At 74.5% G+C, this 15,992-nt stretch carries 13 protein-coding genes; 4 read left to right on the top strand and 9 right to left on the bottom strand.

Features of this window, described 5'->3' with window-relative positions; all coding sequences use genetic code 11:
* From FXF68_RS33650 to FXF68_RS33640, 3 genes are read left to right on the top strand one after another with little or no spacing between them, the layout of a single operon-like run.
* A complete protein-coding gene (locus FXF68_RS33650; RefSeq protein ID WP_148766489.1) occupies positions 1-1,089 on the top strand; it encodes a zinc-dependent alcohol dehydrogenase in 1,089 nt (362 codons plus the stop codon).
* A complete protein-coding gene (locus tag FXF68_RS33645; protein ID WP_187438229.1) occupies positions 1,086-2,033 on the top strand; it encodes an SMP-30/gluconolactonase/LRE family protein in 948 nt (315 codons plus the stop codon). The genes FXF68_RS33650 and FXF68_RS33645 overlap by 4 nt, the downstream gene beginning before the upstream one ends.
* Entirely contained in the window at positions 2,030-3,223 is a 1,194-nt protein-coding gene (locus FXF68_RS33640; RefSeq protein WP_148766487.1) for an epoxide hydrolase family protein, read from the top strand. The genes FXF68_RS33645 and FXF68_RS33640 overlap by 4 nt, the downstream gene beginning before the upstream one ends.
* A gap of 11 nt (positions 3,224-3,234) precedes the next feature.
* Here the strand turns inward: FXF68_RS33640 and FXF68_RS33635 are convergent, their stop codons facing one another.
* The 4 genes from FXF68_RS33635 to FXF68_RS33620 all read right to left on the bottom strand — a co-directional run bounded on the left by FXF68_RS33635 (position 3,235) and on the right by FXF68_RS33620 (position 7,892).
* Positions 3,235-4,290 (bottom strand): Ldh family oxidoreductase, encoded by a 1,056-nt coding sequence (locus FXF68_RS33635; protein ID WP_187438228.1) that lies wholly within the window; start codon positions 4,288-4,290, stop codon positions 3,235-3,237.
* A gap of 70 nt (positions 4,291-4,360) precedes the next feature.
* Positions 4,361-5,209, bottom strand: a complete 849-nt coding sequence (locus FXF68_RS33630; RefSeq protein ID WP_148766483.1) for a fumarylacetoacetate hydrolase family protein — start codon at positions 5,207-5,209, stop codon at positions 4,361-4,363.
* 59 nt (positions 5,210-5,268) lie between these two features.
* Positions 5,269-6,678 carry an amidohydrolase family protein gene (locus FXF68_RS33625; protein ID WP_148766481.1) on the bottom strand — a complete coding sequence of 470 codons (1,410 nt, stop codon included), beginning with the start codon at positions 6,676-6,678 and terminating at the stop codon, positions 5,269-5,271.
* On the bottom strand, positions 6,675-7,892 hold the full coding sequence (locus FXF68_RS33620; protein ID WP_222870202.1) for a CoA transferase: 1,218 nt from the start codon (positions 7,890-7,892) through the stop codon (positions 6,675-6,677). Before FXF68_RS33620 ends, FXF68_RS33625 begins: the two co-directional genes overlap by 4 nt.
* A gap of 22 nt (positions 7,893-7,914) precedes the next feature.
* On the opposite strand from FXF68_RS33620, the gene FXF68_RS33615 reads away from it, so the two are divergent.
* Positions 7,915-8,961: an enoyl-CoA hydratase/isomerase family protein gene (locus FXF68_RS33615; protein ID WP_222870201.1), complete on the top strand. Its 1,047-nt coding sequence runs from the start codon at positions 7,915-7,917 to the stop codon at positions 8,959-8,961.
* A 17-nt stretch (positions 8,962-8,978) separates the two neighbouring features.
* Here FXF68_RS33615 and FXF68_RS33610 read toward each other — a convergent pair whose 3' ends face one another.
* The 5 genes from FXF68_RS33610 to FXF68_RS33590 form a co-directional block, all read right to left on the bottom strand.
* Positions 8,979-9,977: a Gfo/Idh/MocA family protein gene (locus FXF68_RS33610; protein ID WP_148766477.1), complete on the bottom strand. Its 999-nt coding sequence runs from the start codon at positions 9,975-9,977 to the stop codon at positions 8,979-8,981.
* Positions 9,978-10,051: 74 nt separating this feature from the next.
* Entirely contained in the window at positions 10,052-12,757 is a 2,706-nt protein-coding gene (locus FXF68_RS33605; protein ID WP_148766475.1) for a sugar-binding protein, read from the bottom strand.
* A 19-nt stretch (positions 12,758-12,776) separates the two neighbouring features.
* Positions 12,777-13,568: a carbohydrate ABC transporter permease gene (locus tag FXF68_RS33600; RefSeq protein ID WP_148766472.1), complete on the bottom strand. Its 792-nt coding sequence runs from the start codon at positions 13,566-13,568 to the stop codon at positions 12,777-12,779.
* Positions 13,565-14,524, bottom strand: a complete 960-nt coding sequence (locus tag FXF68_RS33595; protein ID WP_148766470.1) for a carbohydrate ABC transporter permease — start codon at positions 14,522-14,524, stop codon at positions 13,565-13,567. The genes FXF68_RS33600 and FXF68_RS33595 overlap by 4 nt, the downstream gene beginning before the upstream one ends.
* Before the next feature lie 88 nt (positions 14,525-14,612).
* On the bottom strand, positions 14,613-15,956 hold the full coding sequence (locus FXF68_RS33590) for an extracellular solute-binding protein (RefSeq protein ID WP_222870200.1): 1,344 nt from the start codon (positions 15,954-15,956) through the stop codon (positions 14,613-14,615).
* Positions 15,957-15,992: the final 36 nt, after the last annotated feature.

The raw sequence follows: 15,992 nt of genomic DNA, 5'->3' as shown, positions 1-15,992 counted from the left end.
ATGGACGGCGCGCGGTACCTCGTGCAGACCGGGCCGGAGGCGTACGAGCTGCGGGAACGCCCGCTGCCGAGGATCGGCGCGGACGACGCGCTGCTCGCGGTGGAGGCGTGCGGGATCTGCGGCACCGACATCGAGGTGTTCGAGGGGCGGTCCGCCGCGCGGCTCCCGCTCGTGCCCGGCCACGAGCCGCTCGGCCGCGTCGTCGCGATCGGCGCGGCGGCGCGGGCGCGGTGGCGGCTGGCGGAGGGCGACCGGGTGGCGGTCCACTCCACCCTGACCTGCGGACGCTGCCGTACCTGCCGCGCCGGGCTGCGCGGCTGCACCGCGCCGGAGTTCGCCGACGGCACCATCTACGGCTTCCGGAGCCCGGACGTCGGGCCCGGCCTGTGGGGCGGGTTCGCGACGCACCTCTACCTGGCGCCGGAGGCCATCCTCGTCCCGGTGTCCGGGTCGGTGAGCGTGGCGGCGGCGTCGCTGTTCAACGTGCTGGCCAACGGCGTCGACTGGGCGCTCGACCTCGGTGGCGCGCGGTACGGGACGTCCGTCGCGATCCTCGGTCCCGGGCCGCGCGGGCTCGCGTCGGTGATCGCGGCGAGCGCGGCGGGCGCCGGGCCGATCGCGGTGACCGGGCTGGCCGCCGACCGCGAGCGGCTCGACCTGGCGCTGGAGCTGGGCGCCGACCACGCGATCGACGTGACGGACGGGTCCGCGGCCGAGGCCGTCCCGCGCGTCCTCGGGGAGGCGCCCGACATCGTCATCGACACCACGCCGGGGTCGCTCGCGTCCGTGACCGACGCGGTCCGCATGGCGGGACGCAAGGGCACGGTCGTCCTCGCCGGGCTGAAGGGCGCGGACGGCCTCGCGCCGTTCCCCGTCGACCTCGCCTGCTCCAAGAGCCTGACGGTCAAGGGCGCGGTGTCGCGGTCGCTGCGCTCGATGGAGCAGGCGGTCGCGCTGATCGAGTCCGGACGGTGGCCACTGGAGAGGTTCGCGAGCCACGCCTACCCGCTGGAGCGCGCGGAGGACGCCCTCCGCGCCCTGATGTCGGACGACAAGCCCGTTCACGCGAGAATCGAGCCCGCCTCATGAGCCTGCACCCGGTAGTGGAAACGCGCTCGCACGAAGTCACGGTCCGGCGGCTGACGGGCGTGACCGTCCTCGCCGAGGGGCTGGAGTTCCCCGAGGGGCCGGTCGCGCTCGGCGACGGGAGCGTGCTCGTCACCGAGATCGCGGGCGGGCGGCTGACCCGCGTCCGCCCGGACGGGACGAAGGAGGTCGCGGCCGTCACCGGCGGCGGCCCCAACGGCGCGGCGATCGGCCCGGACGGCCTCGTCTACGTCTGCAACAACGGCGGTAAATGGCCGGACGTCTGGCAGGGCGGCCGGATGGAGCGCGTCGACCTCGGCAAGGGCACCACCGAGGTCCTGTTCACCCAGTGCGGCGGGCGTCCGCTGTCCGGCCCGAACGACATCGTGTTCGACGCGGAGGGCGGCTACTGGTTCACCGACACCGGCAAGATCCAGGGCCGCCGCCGCGACCTCGGCTCGGTGTTCTACGTGACGCCGGACGGCGAGCTCCGCGAGGCGGTCCATCCGGCGGAGACGCCCAACGGGGTCGGGCTGTCGCCGGGCGACGGGCGGCTGTACTACGCGGAGACCGCGACGGCCCGGCTGATCGGCCGCGACGTCACCGCGCCCGGCAGGCTGGACGACGCGCCGCCGCGCGACCCGTCCACCCTCACGGGCCAGCTCCCCGAACTCGCCTACTTCGACTCGCTCGCGCTGGACGCGGCGGGCAACGTCTGCGTCGGCACGCTCATCCAGGGCGGCGTCACCGTGATCTCCCCGGACGGCGCGCGGATCACGAAGTACCTCCTCCCGGACGAGCTGGCCGACCGGATGGTCACCAACATCTGCTTCGGCGGTCCCGACATGTCGACCGCGTACCTGACGCTGGCCGAGCACGGGCGGCTCGTCTCCTGCCCCTGGCCGGAGCCGGGCCTGCCGCTGCACTTCCAGCAGGGCGTGCGATGAGCCGCGCCGTGCGGGTCGCGCCGTTCACGATCGACGTCCCGCAGGCCGTGCTGGACGACCTGCGCCGCCGCCTCGACCGCGCCCGCCCGGCGGACGAGGTCGAGGACGCGGGCTGGGACTACGGGACGAGCGGCCGCTACCTCTCCGAACTCGTCGACCACTGGCGCACGCGCTTCGACTGGCGGGCCGCCGAGAAGCGCCTGAACGCGCACGCCAACCTGCGCGCCGACGTGGACGGCCTCGGCGTCCACGTCGTCGCCGAGCGCGGGACGGGCCCGGACCCGCTGCCGATCGTCCTCATCCACGGCTGGCCCAGCGGCTACCTGGAGATGACGCGGCTGATCCCGCTGCTCGCGGACCCGGCCGCGCACGGCGCCGACCCGGCGGACGCGTTCGACGTCATCGTCCCGTCGCTGCCCGGCTTCGGCTTCTCCGACCCGCCCGCCGAACGCGGCTTCGGGTACGCGCGGATGGCGGAGACCCTCTCCCGCGTGGTCGCGGACGGCCTCGGCCACCGGCGCTACGGCCTGCACGTCACGGGGCTCGGCGCGTACGTCGGCGGGCGGATGGCATTCGCCGACCCAGAGGCCGTCGTCGGCCTGCACACGCATGACCCGGTGCTGCTGCCGCCCGTGTCGTTCGACCCGCCGTTCCGTCCGGCGTCGGCGGCGGAGGCGCGGTTCCTCGAACGGTCGCGGGCGTGGGGCGCGGCGGAGGGCGCGTACGGCGTCCTGCACCGGACGAAGCCGTCCAGCCTGGCGCACGCGCTGAACGACTCGCCGATGGGCCTCCTCTCCTGGCTCCTCGACAAGCACCGCACGTGGAGCGACTGCGGCGGGGACCTCGAACGCCGCTACGCCAAGGACGACCTGGTCACCAGCGCGACCCTGTACTGGGCGACCGGCAGCATCGGCTCGTCCATCCGGGTGTACTACGAGCGGGTGCACGCGGACCCGCCGATCGCGCCGGGCAGCCGCCTGCCGGTGCCGACGGGCGTCGCGATGCCGCCGGAGCTGCCGGGCAGCCCGCCGCGCCAGGCGCCCCGCGAGATGGTCGAGCGGACGCACGACGTCCGGCACTGGGCCGAGCTTCCGGCGGGCGGGCACTTCGCGTCGTGGGAGGAGCCGGAGGCGGTCGCCGCCAGCATCCGCGCGTTCTTCCGCCCGCTGCGCCGGCCCCGGCCGCGCTGACCCCGGCCGGTTCAGCGGAGCCGGGCGTCGATCTCCACGCCGAGCCGGGCGGCGAGCGCGGCCAGGTCGGCGCGGACCGGGTCCGCGAGCGGCACGCCGTGCTCCCGGCGCTCCCGCTCGCGCTCGGTCTCCTTCTCGCCGGGCAGCCACACGCGGTCCACGCCGGGACGGCGCGGCGCGGTGCGGATCTCCGCGCCGATCCGGTCGACGCGGCGCGCGTACTCGGCGGGGTCGGTGAACGCGCCGACGTCGATCGCGCCCAGCAGCGCGGTGTTGCCGCCCGGCTCGTGCGGGCGGTGGCCGGTCAGCTCGGCGTCCGACAGCCACCCGGCGAGGACGCCCGTCAGCAGCGTGACGCAGAGCGCGAGGCCGTACCCCTTGTACCCGGCGACGGGCAGCAGCGTCCCGCCGTCGAGGACCGCCGCCGGGTCGGTGGTCGGACGCCCGTCGCCGTCGAGGAACGCGTCCGCGGGGAGCGGCTCGCCGCGCTGCGCGGCGACGAGGACCCGTCCCCACGTCGACACGCTCATCGCCGAGTCGTACACCACGGGCGGGTCGCCGGGGAACGCGAACGACAGCGGGTTGTTGCCGACCATCGGCACCGCCGCCCCGGTCGGCGCGATCAGCGCGAGGACGTTGGTCGCGGAGAGGCCGATCATGCCCTGCTCGGCGGCCGCCAGGCTGTAGTCGGCGGCGGCGCCGAAATGGTTGATGTTGCGGACGACGACCAGCCCCACGCCGGACGCCGCGGCCTTCCCCATCGCCAGCTCCATCGCGGCGGACGCGGCGACCGCGCCGAGCCCGTTCCCGCCGTCGAGCAGCGCCGTCGCCGGATGGTCCCGGACGACCGCGATCTCCGGGTCGGCGGCGATCCCGCCCGCCTCGATCCGCTCCACGTACGGGCGGAGCCGGATGAGGCCGTGGGTCTCGACGCCGCGCAGGTCGGCGGTGACGAGGTTGCGCGCCACCCGCACCGCACCCGCCGCCGGAACCCCGACGCTCTCCAGGATCCGCGCGGCGGCGTCGACCAGCACCTCGGCCGGAAGCGTATTGGAAGCGATCGTCATGCTGTCCTGCCTTCCTGGGGGGCGACCCCCAGACCCCCGCGGGGGCGCCATGATCCTCGCTTCGCTCCGCTCATGACGCCCTCCGGCAGGTGTTGCGAAGCGTGCCTATGCCTTCGATGTCTACCTCTACGACGTCACCGTCGCGGAGGAGGCGGGGCGGGTCGCTCGCCATGCCGACGCCGGGCGGCGTCCCGGTCGCGATGACGTCGCCGGGGCGCAGCGTGAACGCCCGGCTGAGCCGGGCGATCAGCGCCCGGACGGAGAAGATCATGTCGGCGGTGCTCGCGTCCTGCCGGAGCTCCCCCGACACCCGGCAGCGGACGGCGAGGTCCTGCGGGTCGGGGACCTCGTCGGCGGTGACGAGCCACGGGCCCATCGGGCAGAAGGTGTCCAGCGACTTGGCGCGGACCCACTGGCCGTCGGCGCGCTGCAGGTCGCGCGCGGACACGTCGTTCAGGCAGGTGTACCCGAGGACGTGGCCGAGCGCGTCCCGCTCGGAGACGTGCCGCGCCGTGCTGCCGATGACGACGGCCAGCTCTGCCTCGTAGTCGACCTGCGCGGTGACCTCCGGGTCCCATTCGACGGTCTCGCCGTGCGCGGTCAGCGCGCTCGGGAACTTGGCGAACACGACGGGCTCCGTGGGGACGTCCAGCCCGCCCTCGGCCGCGTGCTCGGCGTAGTTGAGCCCGATCGCGACGATCTTGCCGGGCGCGCGGACCGGCGGCAGGAACGTGAACTCGGCGGGGTCGGCCTCGGGCAGGTGCGGCGCGGCGGCGGCGAGCGCGGCGAGCTCGTCCGGCGTGACCGGCGAGGTCGGCAGCCGCGACCCCGCGGGGACGACGCGGACGGCCCCGCCCGCGGCGGCTCCGGCGATCGCGAGGGTGTCGGCGCCGTTCCGGCGTACTCGGGCGAGCCTCATCGTCTCTCCAGGATCCGGGGGCGAGGGCCCCTTCACGATCCCATCCCGATCTCCGCGAGTCAACCAGACGACTGGTAGATTATCTGGTTCGCGGCGGTGAGCCGGACGGCGTCCGCGCCCGGTTCGGCGAGCGCCGCGTCCAGGCCGTGCCGGAGCAGGACCAGGTCGGCGGGGCCGCCCGTCCGCAGCCGCCGGGGCGGGCCGCCCGGGTCGTCCGGCGGTGCGAGGTAGGCGTCGAGGGCCGCGCGCGGCGACAGGCGCTCGGCCGGGTTCAGGACGCGGCCGTCCGGCGTCTCGCGGCGGACGGCGGCGGCGATCACGGCCCACGGGTCGAGCGGGCCGTACGGGGCGTCGGACGACAGCGCGACCCGGACCCCGGCCGCCGCGAGCGACCCGCACCGGTACAGGTCGGGACGGTCGTCCGCCGGGACGTCGCGCGCGTAGTCGTCCCCGCGGTCGGCGAGGAAGCCGGGCTGGGTGACGACGGCCGCGCCGAGCGCCGCGATCTCGCCGGTCAGCTCGGGCGGGACGAGCGCGGCGTGCTCGATCCGGTCGCCGGGGACGGCCCCGGCCTCGCGCAGTGCCGCCAGCAGAAGGACGAGCGCCTCGCGGGTGACCGCGTGCACGGCGACCGGGCGTCCCGCCGCGTGCGCCGTCCCGATCCGCTCGGCGAGGTCGTCGAACGCCGGGAGCCCGGAGTCGGCGAGGACGATCTTCCACGGGCCGGGCGTCCAGAGTCCCTCGTCGTTGGACGGGTCGAGGGGCGCGCCTAGCAGGTGGACGTGCTGCGGGAGCGTACCGTCCCGGCGTGCCGAGGCGATCGACGCGAGCGCCTCGGGGGTCAGCTCGGGCGTCGCGTCGGTCACGGCGGTGACGCCGAGGCGGGCGAGTTCCCGGCCGACGTCCGCGAGGTCCGGCGGCGCGGCGGACGGCAGCCGGGAGCGCAGCCAGGCGTCGGCCCGCCAGATCCGTCCCGTGGGGGCTCCGGCGGAGTCGCGTTCGATGCCGGGGTGGTCGGCCTCGTCCAGCCGGACGGCTCGCGCGGCGGGCGTGTTGAGCATCCACATAGCACCGCTGCGGTGCTGCACCCGGACCGGCCGCCGTGCGTCGAGCGCGTCGAGCGCGGCACTGGTGAGGTCGCCCGCGACGGACTCGTGGTAGCCGGTGCCGCGGACCCAGCCGTGCCGGTCGGGGACGGCGGCGGCGAGCGCGGCGGCCAGCCCCGCCCGGTCCGCGACGTCCGGCGGGCCGCAGCGCACCGAGCGCCGCGCCGCCGCCAGCGCGTGCAGGTGCAGGTGGTGGTCGACGAGGCCGGGCAGCAGCGCGCCGCCCCCGCACTCGACGACCTCCTCCCCCGCCTCCCAAGGGACGGACGGGGCGATGTCGGCGATGCGGCCGTCCCGGACGCGGAGGTCGGCGCGGCGGCCGTCCGGCAGTTCCGCGTCGCGCAACAGGAACCCTCCGGTCACGGCGCGGGAATCCGCAGTTCGCGCAGGACTTCGGCGGTGTCCTCGCCGCTGCGGGACGCGCGTCCGACCGGAGTGCGGCGCCGGGGCGGCGCGACAGGGACGGGCCCGCCGCGCGCGTCCACGACCCAGCCGCCGTCCACCCGGCGGGCCCGCGCGGACGGCTCCGCACCGGGATCGAGCGTGGCGGCGACGACGTCCGTCATCGAGACGTCGTGCAGCGCTCCCCCGCCTCTGGCGGGCGCGGTCAGCGCGCGGACCGCCGCGGTGAGCCCGGTCAGCGGGTCCGCGATCGCGTCGCCCGCGAACAGCGGGACGCCGCCCGGCTCGCGAGCCACGAGCCCGGCGCTCGCCGCGACGTCGTCGCCGAAGCCCACCCGGTCCGACTCGCGGCCCGCCGCCGTGATGGAGATCCAGGTGGTCCCGGCGGCGACGGCGGCGTGCGCGTCCAGGCCGAAGCGGGCGAGCGCCCGGGGGCGCGACGCCTCGACGACGATGTCCGCCCGCTCGACCAGCTCCCGCAGCGCACGGCGCCCGGACGGCTCGCCCGGGTCGAGCACCACCGACCGGTGGCCCGCGTGGAGGAGCCGGTAGAAACCGGGATCGCCGCGCCGGGCCCCGTCCGGACGCGACGGAGTCTCGACCTTCACCACCCGCGCCCCGGCCAGGCCGAGCAGGTGCGCGCACAGCGGCCCCGCCCACAGCGCGCTGAAGTCCACCACCAGGAGCCCGGCGACGGGCCGGGGCGGCGGCGCGACCTCCGGCGCGACCGGGGAGACGGGCGCGACGGGCGCGGCCGCCAGGCCGAGCAGTCCGGCCCGCTCCGCCAACTCGGCTCCCGGGTGGGCGCGCAGCCACGCCTCAACGGGCGGCCACACGTCCTCGGGGAGTTCGGCGCCGACCAGCGCGCCGAGCAGGGACGGGTCGTCCGGACGCGCGCACGACACGGCCGCCCATCCGTCGGCGGTCGGCAGCAGGCGGCAGGCGCCGCCCGCCGAGACCGTCCCGCGCCGCGCCGCGCCGGTGAACGCGGCCCTCTCGGCGAGGAGAGCGGCGCCGTCGACCGCGACCCCGGTCAGCGCCGCGAGCCGGGCGGCCAGCTCGCGCGCCCGCGTCGCGGCCCGGCCCGGCGGGACGAGCGGCGGCCCGTCCGGCCGCCCGGTCAGCGCGACGGCCCCGCTCGCCGCCCAGTCGGCCGCCGGATCCGCCACGATCATGGTCCTGTCTAGGGTAGTCAGCATGGTTGCGGTGCCGATGACCGACCCGGCCGGGCTCGCCGCGGATGACGCGCGCCCGCCGCTGCTGGACGCCTCCGGACGTCCCGAGACCCCGCTCATGGGCGTCGACCTGCGCAAAGGCGTCGATCCCGACGACCTCGTCAGGGCGGTCGTGCACGCCCGCGACAGCGACCGGCTGCTCGTCGGGCTGGCCGACGGGCCTCTCGATCCGCCCGCGCTCGCCCTGGCCGAGGCCCTCGACCTCACCCTTTCCGAGGGCGAGGCGGAGGACGCGCGGCTCGTCCCGGTGCCCGACGCGGAGGCCGCGCTCGCCGAGATCGACGCGGCCGTCGCGGCCCATCCCACTGCCGCGCTGGTGCTCGCGCGCCTGCTCCGCATCACCCAGGCCGTGCCGGTCCGCGCCGCCCTGGACGCCGAGTCCTTCGCCTACTCCACCCTGCTCGGCGGCGCCGAGTTCGCCCGCTGGCTCGACGGACGCGCCCCCCGCGCGGAGGCCCCGCCGACGCCCGACCCGGTGCTCGTCGCCCGCGACGGCGCCCGGCTCACCGTGACGCTGAACCTGCCGTCCCGCCGCAACGCGCTCGGACGGCGGCTCCGCGCCGCCCTGGTCGACGCGCTCGACCTCGCCGTCCTGGACGACACCGTCGAGCACGTCGTGCTCGACGGCGCGGGCCCGGTGTTCTCGTCCGGCGGCGACCTCGCCGAGTTCGGCACGGCCCCGGACGCGGCGACCGCGCACCTCGTCCGGACGTCCGCGAGCCCCGGCCTGCTCGTTCACCGCCTCCGCGACCGCGTCGAGGTCCGGGTGAAGGGGGCGTGCGCGGGCGCGGGCGTCGAGATCCCCGCCTTCGCCGCGCGGGTCCGCGCCGAGCCGGACACCACGTTCCGGCTGCCGGAGGTCGCGATGGGCCTCATCCCCGGCGCGGGCGGGACGGTCGGCATCCCGCGCCGTGTCGGCCGCTGGCGCACCCTGCACCTGGCCCTGTCCGGGGTGCCGCTGGACGCGTCCACCGCCCTCGCCTGGGGCCTCGTAGACGAACTCGGCTGAACGCCGGTTGAGCGCCGCTACCTGCGGACTTCGTCGATCGTGACGGCGCGCCGCTCGCGCCGGGCGACCTCGCACGCCTCCGCCACGTAGAACGCCTCAAGGCTCTCCTCCGGCGGGCACGGGCTCGGCCCCCCGGACGCGACCATCTCCGCGAAGGCGCGCAGCTCCGCCTCGTAGGCGTCGGCGAACCGCTCCTGGAAGCGGGTGTGCGGCGGCCCCGCCGGGCGGAACCCGCCGCTCGCCGGGGACAGCGGCGTCCGGTCGTCGAGCCCGGCGACCACGCCGTCGAGGGAGCCGAGCACCTCCAGCCGGACGTCGTACCCGGCCGCGTTGTAGCGGGTCGCGGACACGACGGCGAGCGTGCCGTCGTCCAGCGTGAGGACGGCCGAGCCGGTGGCGACGTCCCCGGACGCGGCGAACACCGCCGAGCCCCGGTTCGCCCCGGCCGCGCTGACCTCGGCGACGTCCCGCCCGGTGACGAACCGGACGGCGTCGAAGTCGTGGACGGAGCAGTCCCGGAACAGCCCGCCCGACGTGGGGATGTACTCGTCCGGCGGCGGCGCCGGGTCGAGCGTGCACGAGCGCACCGTGTGCACCCAGCCGAGCCGCCCCGACCGGACCGCGTCGCGCGCGGCCACGTGCCCCGGGTCGAACCGCCGCTGGAAGCCCACCTGCACGGGGACGCCCGCGTGCCGCACCGCCGCCAGCGTCCGGACCGTGCCGTCCAGGTCGGCGGCGACGGGCTTCTCCACGAACACGGGCAGGCCCGCGTCCACCGCCCGGATCACCAGGTCCGCGTGCGCGGCGGTCGGCGTGGCGACGACGAGGCCGTCCAGCCCGGCGGTGAACAGCGCGTCCACGGTGTCCACCGAGACCGCGCCGAGCTTGGCCGCCACCTCCCGCGCGCGTCCCGGGTCGGCGTCGGCGACGACGACCTCCTCGACCCCGGCGAGGCCGCGCAGCGTCTCCGCGTGCCCCGCGCCGATCCGGCCCACTCCGGCCAGCCCGATCCTCATCCGTTCCCCGATTCCTCTGTCGTTCTCAACCGGCGGCCCGCCGGGCCGGGGATCGCCCGGCCCGGCGGGTCGGCTCAGCCGGAGAGCCGGACGGCGCTGCTCGCCGTCCCGCCCTTCGCCGCCTCGAAGGCGACGGTCAGGGTGCCGCTCGCACCCGGCACGGTCACCCGCACCGAGCCCGCGCGGCCGATCTTGATCTCCTTCGTGCCGAGGACCTTTCCGTCCCACACATGTACGTGCGCGGTGCCCGGTCCGGTCGACGCCAATCGGAAGGTGGTCGAACCACCGGAGACCGACGGTCGTCCCGCGATCCACGCCGAATCAGAGCGCGGCGCGGCGGGGCCCGCGGCCAGCGGAACGCCGGTCCGGACGGCCTGGAGGATCGACTCGGGCGAGTTCACCGAATCGGTCGCGTCGGTCGGCATGACCGGCGCCGGCGGCGTGGTCGGCATCCCGGCCGGCGGGACGTGCCCCGGCAGCGACACCTGGCCCCACCGGTACGGGTCGCCCTGCACCCCGCCCCAGGTGGACCAGCCGATGCGCGTCTGGCCCGTCTTGTCCTGGGTGTCGGAGTCGTACACGAAGATGTTCAGGCCCATCCGCGCCGGGTCGACGGCGGTCGGCAGCGCCTTGAACGGGATCTTCGCCTCGATCACGTACCCGTCGTAGGGGTCGTTGACCGTCGACGCGATCTGCATGCCGGGCGCGGTCTTCTCGCCCGGGCCCTGGTTGGCGTCCGCGTCACGCTGGAAGCAGGGCTTCCCGTCCGACATCTTCGGGAAGATGCCGGTCTTGAACGTGGTGGACGTGTTCTCCGAGTCGCCCCGCGGGTCGATCGCGATCTCGACGGAGTCGGTGCGCCAGTGGCGCTTGCAGTCGTCCGCGCCGAGCGTCGTGCCCGCCTTGTCGTCGCGGACCTTGACGAGGACGTTCAGCGCGTCGTCGGTCCAGGTCACCTTGCCGGTGGCCGAGCAGTCGTCCGCGGACGCGCACGCCTCGCCCTCCCAGACCCGGGACAGGTTCAGCTCCGGACCCGGGTACTCGCCCGGCGACTCCTTGCCGTCCAGCGCCGGCGCGGCGGCCGCCTTCGGCAGCTCCGCCTTCGGGACGAGCTCCAGCGCCCCCTTCTGCACGTCGGCCGCGCCCGCGGACGACGTCGTCGTGATGGTCAGGTCGTAGTCGCCGCCGTTGCCGCCCTGGTTGGAGGTCGGCAGGGAGGCGTCGGTGTTGGTGACGGTGAAGTCGACCGACCCCGTCTTCCCCGCGTCGAGCGTGTACGGCTTGGACGCCGCGTCCGCCGAGAACCCCTGCGGGAGGTCGAGCTTGACCGTGCCCGACTGCGCGGACGCGGTGGTGTTCGCCACGTCGATCCGCACCTTGCGGGACGTGCCGGACGCCAGCGTCAGCACCCGCTTCACCTGCCCGGTGAGCGCGGGGACGCCGACCTTGCCCGCCCAGGTGTCGAAGTCCGACACGCGCGGCAGCGGCTCCAGCACCCCGGTCACGGCGGGCCGCACCTCGACCGACGTCGCCGCCTGGCCCTTGGCCTTGCCGCTGGTGAGCGTCGCCGAGATCTGCGCGCGTCCGGCCTTGGCGCCCGCCGGGGGCGTCACGGTGAACGTCGCCGAGCGCTCAGCAGACCCGAGTTTGCCCAGGTCACCGCTCCCTGTAACGTTCCAACCAGCGGGCACCGAAAGGGCGGCCCTGGCCCCCTTCAGCTGCTCCGCGGCGCTCGCCTTGGCGGTCACCTTGAACGCGCGCCCGCCGGTCACCCCGAACGAGTCCGTCGCCAGCTCGAACCGCGTGCCGAGCGGCAGCCCGCCCTGTCCGGGTTGCAGCGCCCCCTCCAGCATCGCGGCCGGGCCGGTGTTGCCGAGCGTGAACGGCACCCGGCTGTGGATCTGCATGTAGTAGTCGCAGCCGATCTTGGTCGGGTCGGACGGCGCGTCCGGGAACCCGCCCCAGCCCTGGCTGACGTACGTGCGCTGCGCCTCGCGCTCGACCTGCGCCCAGGTCTTGCCGCCGTTGCGCGCGGACGCGCGGCCGCCCCACACGCCGTAGGTGACCGAGGCCGCGTTCGACGGCGTCCCCGACGCGGCGCAGGCGGACCCGGTCGGCCCGGACGCCCCGCCCGTCTGGAACAGGCGTCCCGGCGCCCACGCCTGCAGCCCCTCCTTACGGAGCTGCGTCGGATACGCCGAGGCGTTGCCCGCGGCGAAGTACGCCTCCGTCGCCAGCCGCGCGGCCATCTGGTGGTTGCCGTGCTGGCCGGGCAGCGGCGCGGGCACCATGGTGACGATCACCTTGGGCCGCGTCTCCCGGACGAGCCGGACGACCTTCTCCAGCGTCTTGTCGTGGTCCCACGTCTCCGCGGTGAGCGGGGTGCTCACCGTGTAGTAGAAGTCGACCTTGTCCAGGTAGTGGATGTCGGTGACGCCCGCCTTGCCGACGGCGCGCCGCTCCTCGTCCTCCCGGAGCAGGCCGAGCGCCGGGCCCTCCTCGGTGCCGGAGGCGTTGCCGCCGCCCTCGCCGCGCGTGACGGTGAGGACGCCGACCTTCGCCTTGTCGAATTCGTTCCACTGGCCGAGCGTCGACAGCGCGCCGGCCTCATCGTCCGGGTGCGCCCCGACGAACAGCACGTCGAGCTGCCCCTTGTCAGACGCCCCTTTGGACGGTGCGCCGCGGTCCGCCGGAGCCGCCTGCGCGGGCGGGCCCGCGAAGGCGACTGCCGTGGCCGCGAGCGCGGCGGACAGGATTGCGGGTAGGGCGAGTCTTCGCAATTAACTCTCCTGTTCTTCCCTACTCCTTGATGGCCCCCGAGAGCATTCCTGCGATGAACTGTCGTTGCAGGAAGACATAGGCCGTCACGACGGGCGCCGCGATGATCAGCGCGCCGGCCATGAGCAGCGAGTAGTCGGTCTTGTGCGTGCCCTGGAAGAAGGACAGCCCGAGCGGCGCGGTGCGCAACCCCTCCTCCGAGTTGATGATCACCAGCGGGAGCAGGAACTCGTTCCAGGTCCACATCGTGGTGAGCAGCAGCATCGTGAGGATGGCGGGACGGCCGACGGGCACGAGCACGCGCCACAGCGTCGTCCACCCGTTCGCGCCGTCGATGCGGGCCGCCTCCAGCAGCGACCTTGGGACGCTCCGGAAGTACGCGCGCATCCAGAACGTGCCGAACGCGACCGACATGGCGACCTGCGGGAGGATCAGCCCCGCGTAGCTGTTGTCGAGCCCCACCGACCGCAGGTCGAAGTACAGCGGGACGACGATGGCCTCGGTCGGGATGGTCAGCCCCGCGAGGAACAGCAGGAACACGATTCCGGCGCCGCGGAACCGCATGGTGCCGAGCGCGTACCCGGCCATGATCGACAGGACGGCGGCGAGCGCCACGGTGATCGCCGTGACGATGATGCTGTTGCGCATGTAGGTGCCGAAATGGCCCTCACGCCACGCGTCCGCGAAATTCGAGAAGTTCAGTTCGGGAAACTGCAACGCCTGCGTCAGCACGCCGATCATGGGAAAGACGGCGATGACAGCGAACACCGCCAGAATGGCGTGGTTGAAGAACCGCTCAGTCCGCCCGTTCATGCGTCCTTCCCCTCCACGACCCGTCGAATCCCGGCTGTCACGACGAATGCCAGGACGGCGAGGGTGACGCCGACGGCGCAGCCTAGGCCGACCTCGCCGGTGTTGAACGTGCGGTTGTAGACCTCGTAGGCGGGCACCTTCGTGGCGTCGCCCGGCCCGCCCTCCGTGGCGTTGTAGATCAGGTCGAAGTTGCGGATCGCCATGATCGTGGTGAGCGTCAGCGCCACCGCGAGCTCGCGCCGCAGCGCCGGGAGCGTCACCGCGAAGAACTCGCGGACGGCCCCCGCCCCGTCGATCCGCGCCGCCTCGTACAGCTCGCGCGGGATGCGCTGCACCCCGGCGAGGAACAGCACCATCGCGAGCCCGATCCCGACCCAGGTGCCGACGACGCCGACCGCGGGCAGCGCGAACGTGAAGTCGCCGAGCCAGCCGCGCCGCCAGTCCGGCAGGCCGAGCGCGTGCGCCCAGCCGAGGACGGTGTTGACCGGGCCGTCCGCCGAGTACACCCAGCGCCACGCCACGGCCACCGCGACCATCGCGACGACCTGCGGCAGGAACAGCACCGTCCGGAAGAAGGCGAGGCCGTGGATCTTCGACCGGGACATCACCGCGACCAGCAGGAACGCGATGCAGCACGGCAGCACGGCGTAGAACACGATGAGCACCAGCAGGTGCCCGAACGCGCCGCGCAGCACCGGATCGGACCAGATGGCGGTGTAGTTGGAGGCGCCCGCCCACGTCGCCGTCCCGAGGCCGTCCCAGTCGTACAGGGAGAACTGCGCCCCGCGGACCAGCGGCCACAGCAGGAACGCCCCGTACACGAGGAGGGCGGGCAGGACGTACAGCCAGCCGATCCTGCGTGGCTCGCCCGGAGGGCGGGACTCGACCCGCGCCTGGCGCGGCGCGGGCGCCTCGCCTCCGGACTTCCGGGTCTTGTGCCGCGCGACGGTCGTCATGTGCGGGCTCCTTGGGTATCCGTCTCGGCCTGCGTCCCGTCCCGGCCGCGCCCCGTCGGAGGGGCGGCCGGGACGGGCCCGCCGGTCGTTACTTCTTCTTCTGGAAGGCGTCGTAGTCGTCCTGCGCGGCCTTCATGACCTCGTCGGCCGACTTACGCCCGGCGATCAGCTCCTGGAGCGGTCCACCGAAGGCGTCGGTGAAGGTCGGCGTGGCGTAGTCGATGTAGGGCGTGATGCCGTCGTTCTTGCTCAGCTCGCCCCACGCCGCCGTGATCTCCTTCTGCAGCGGCTGGTCCGGCTGCTTGGAGGCCGCGAGCGCGGGCAGGTTGCCGGTCTCGACGGACACGTCCATCGCCTCGGGCGAGGTGATGAAGTTGATGTAGGCGGCGGCCACGTCCGGGTTCTTCGACTTGGACGTGATCGACCAGGGCAGGCTCTCCCCGCCCATCGTCGCCGTCGGCGCCCCGGCCTGCGGCGCGGGCGGCACCATGAAGCCGACCTTGTCCTTCATCTTGTCGGCCAGGTCGGGCGCCCACCAGGTGCCGCCGAACAGGAACACGCCGTCGCCCTTGGCGAAGTTGACCGGGGTGTCGTCCCACTTGATGGAGTTGGCGTCCTTGGTGAAGTAGCCCTTCTTGGCCCAGTCGGCCAGCCGCTGCGCGGCCTGGACGTTCGGGCCGTCCGTCCAGGAGCCGCCGCTGCCGAACACCAGGTTGCGGACGGCCTCCTTGTTGTTCACGCCGTCCTGGACGATGCCGTAGAGCTGCATCGCGGGCAGCTTCTCGACGTTGCCGAACGCGATCGGGATCTCGTTCTTGCCCTTCGCCGCGGCGAGCGCCTGCTCGAACTCGTCCCACGTCTTCGGCGGCTGGATGCCGAGCTTGGCGAGCTTCTCCTTGTTGTAGAAGAGGCCGACGATCTCACCGTTCAGCGAGACGCCGTACAGCTTGCCCTGGCCGATCAGCTTGCCGCCGTCGGTGACGCTGTTCAGGTCGGTCAGGCCCTTCGGGTAGCGCTTCTTCCACCCGTACGCCTGGTCGTAGGAGTCCAGCGGGAGGAGCATCCCGGCCTTGACGAACTGCGCCATCGACGCGTAGCCCTGGTTGGCCTCGACGACGTCCGGCGGGTTGCTGCCGGACAGCGCGAGCCGGAGCGTCTTCTGCAGGTCGGAGAACGACCGCGACACCCGGTTGATCTTGACGTTCGGGTACTTGGCCTGGAACCGCTTGTTCAGCTCCTCGATCTGCTTCTTCTGCCCGCCCTGGACCTCCTGGTCCCAGACGGTGAGGGTGACGTTCCCGGCCTTGGCGACGTCGGTGCTGACCGCCGCGGGCGCCTTGCTCTCGGGCTTGTCGTCGGACGAGCCCGGCGCGCACGCGGCGGCGAACGCGGTGAGGAGGGCCGCGGCCGCCGCGACCGTCCCTCGTCTCATGAATGTCGGCATATCCTGCGGCTCCCTTTGTGCTCT

Source organism: Actinomadura decatromicini (assembly GCF_008121305.1).
Taxonomy (GTDB): Bacteria; Actinomycetota; Actinomycetes; order Streptosporangiales; family Streptosporangiaceae; genus Spirillospora; species Spirillospora syzygii.
Note: the sequence above shows the minus strand (reverse complement) of the source record. Positions and strands in the feature narration are given on the sequence as shown.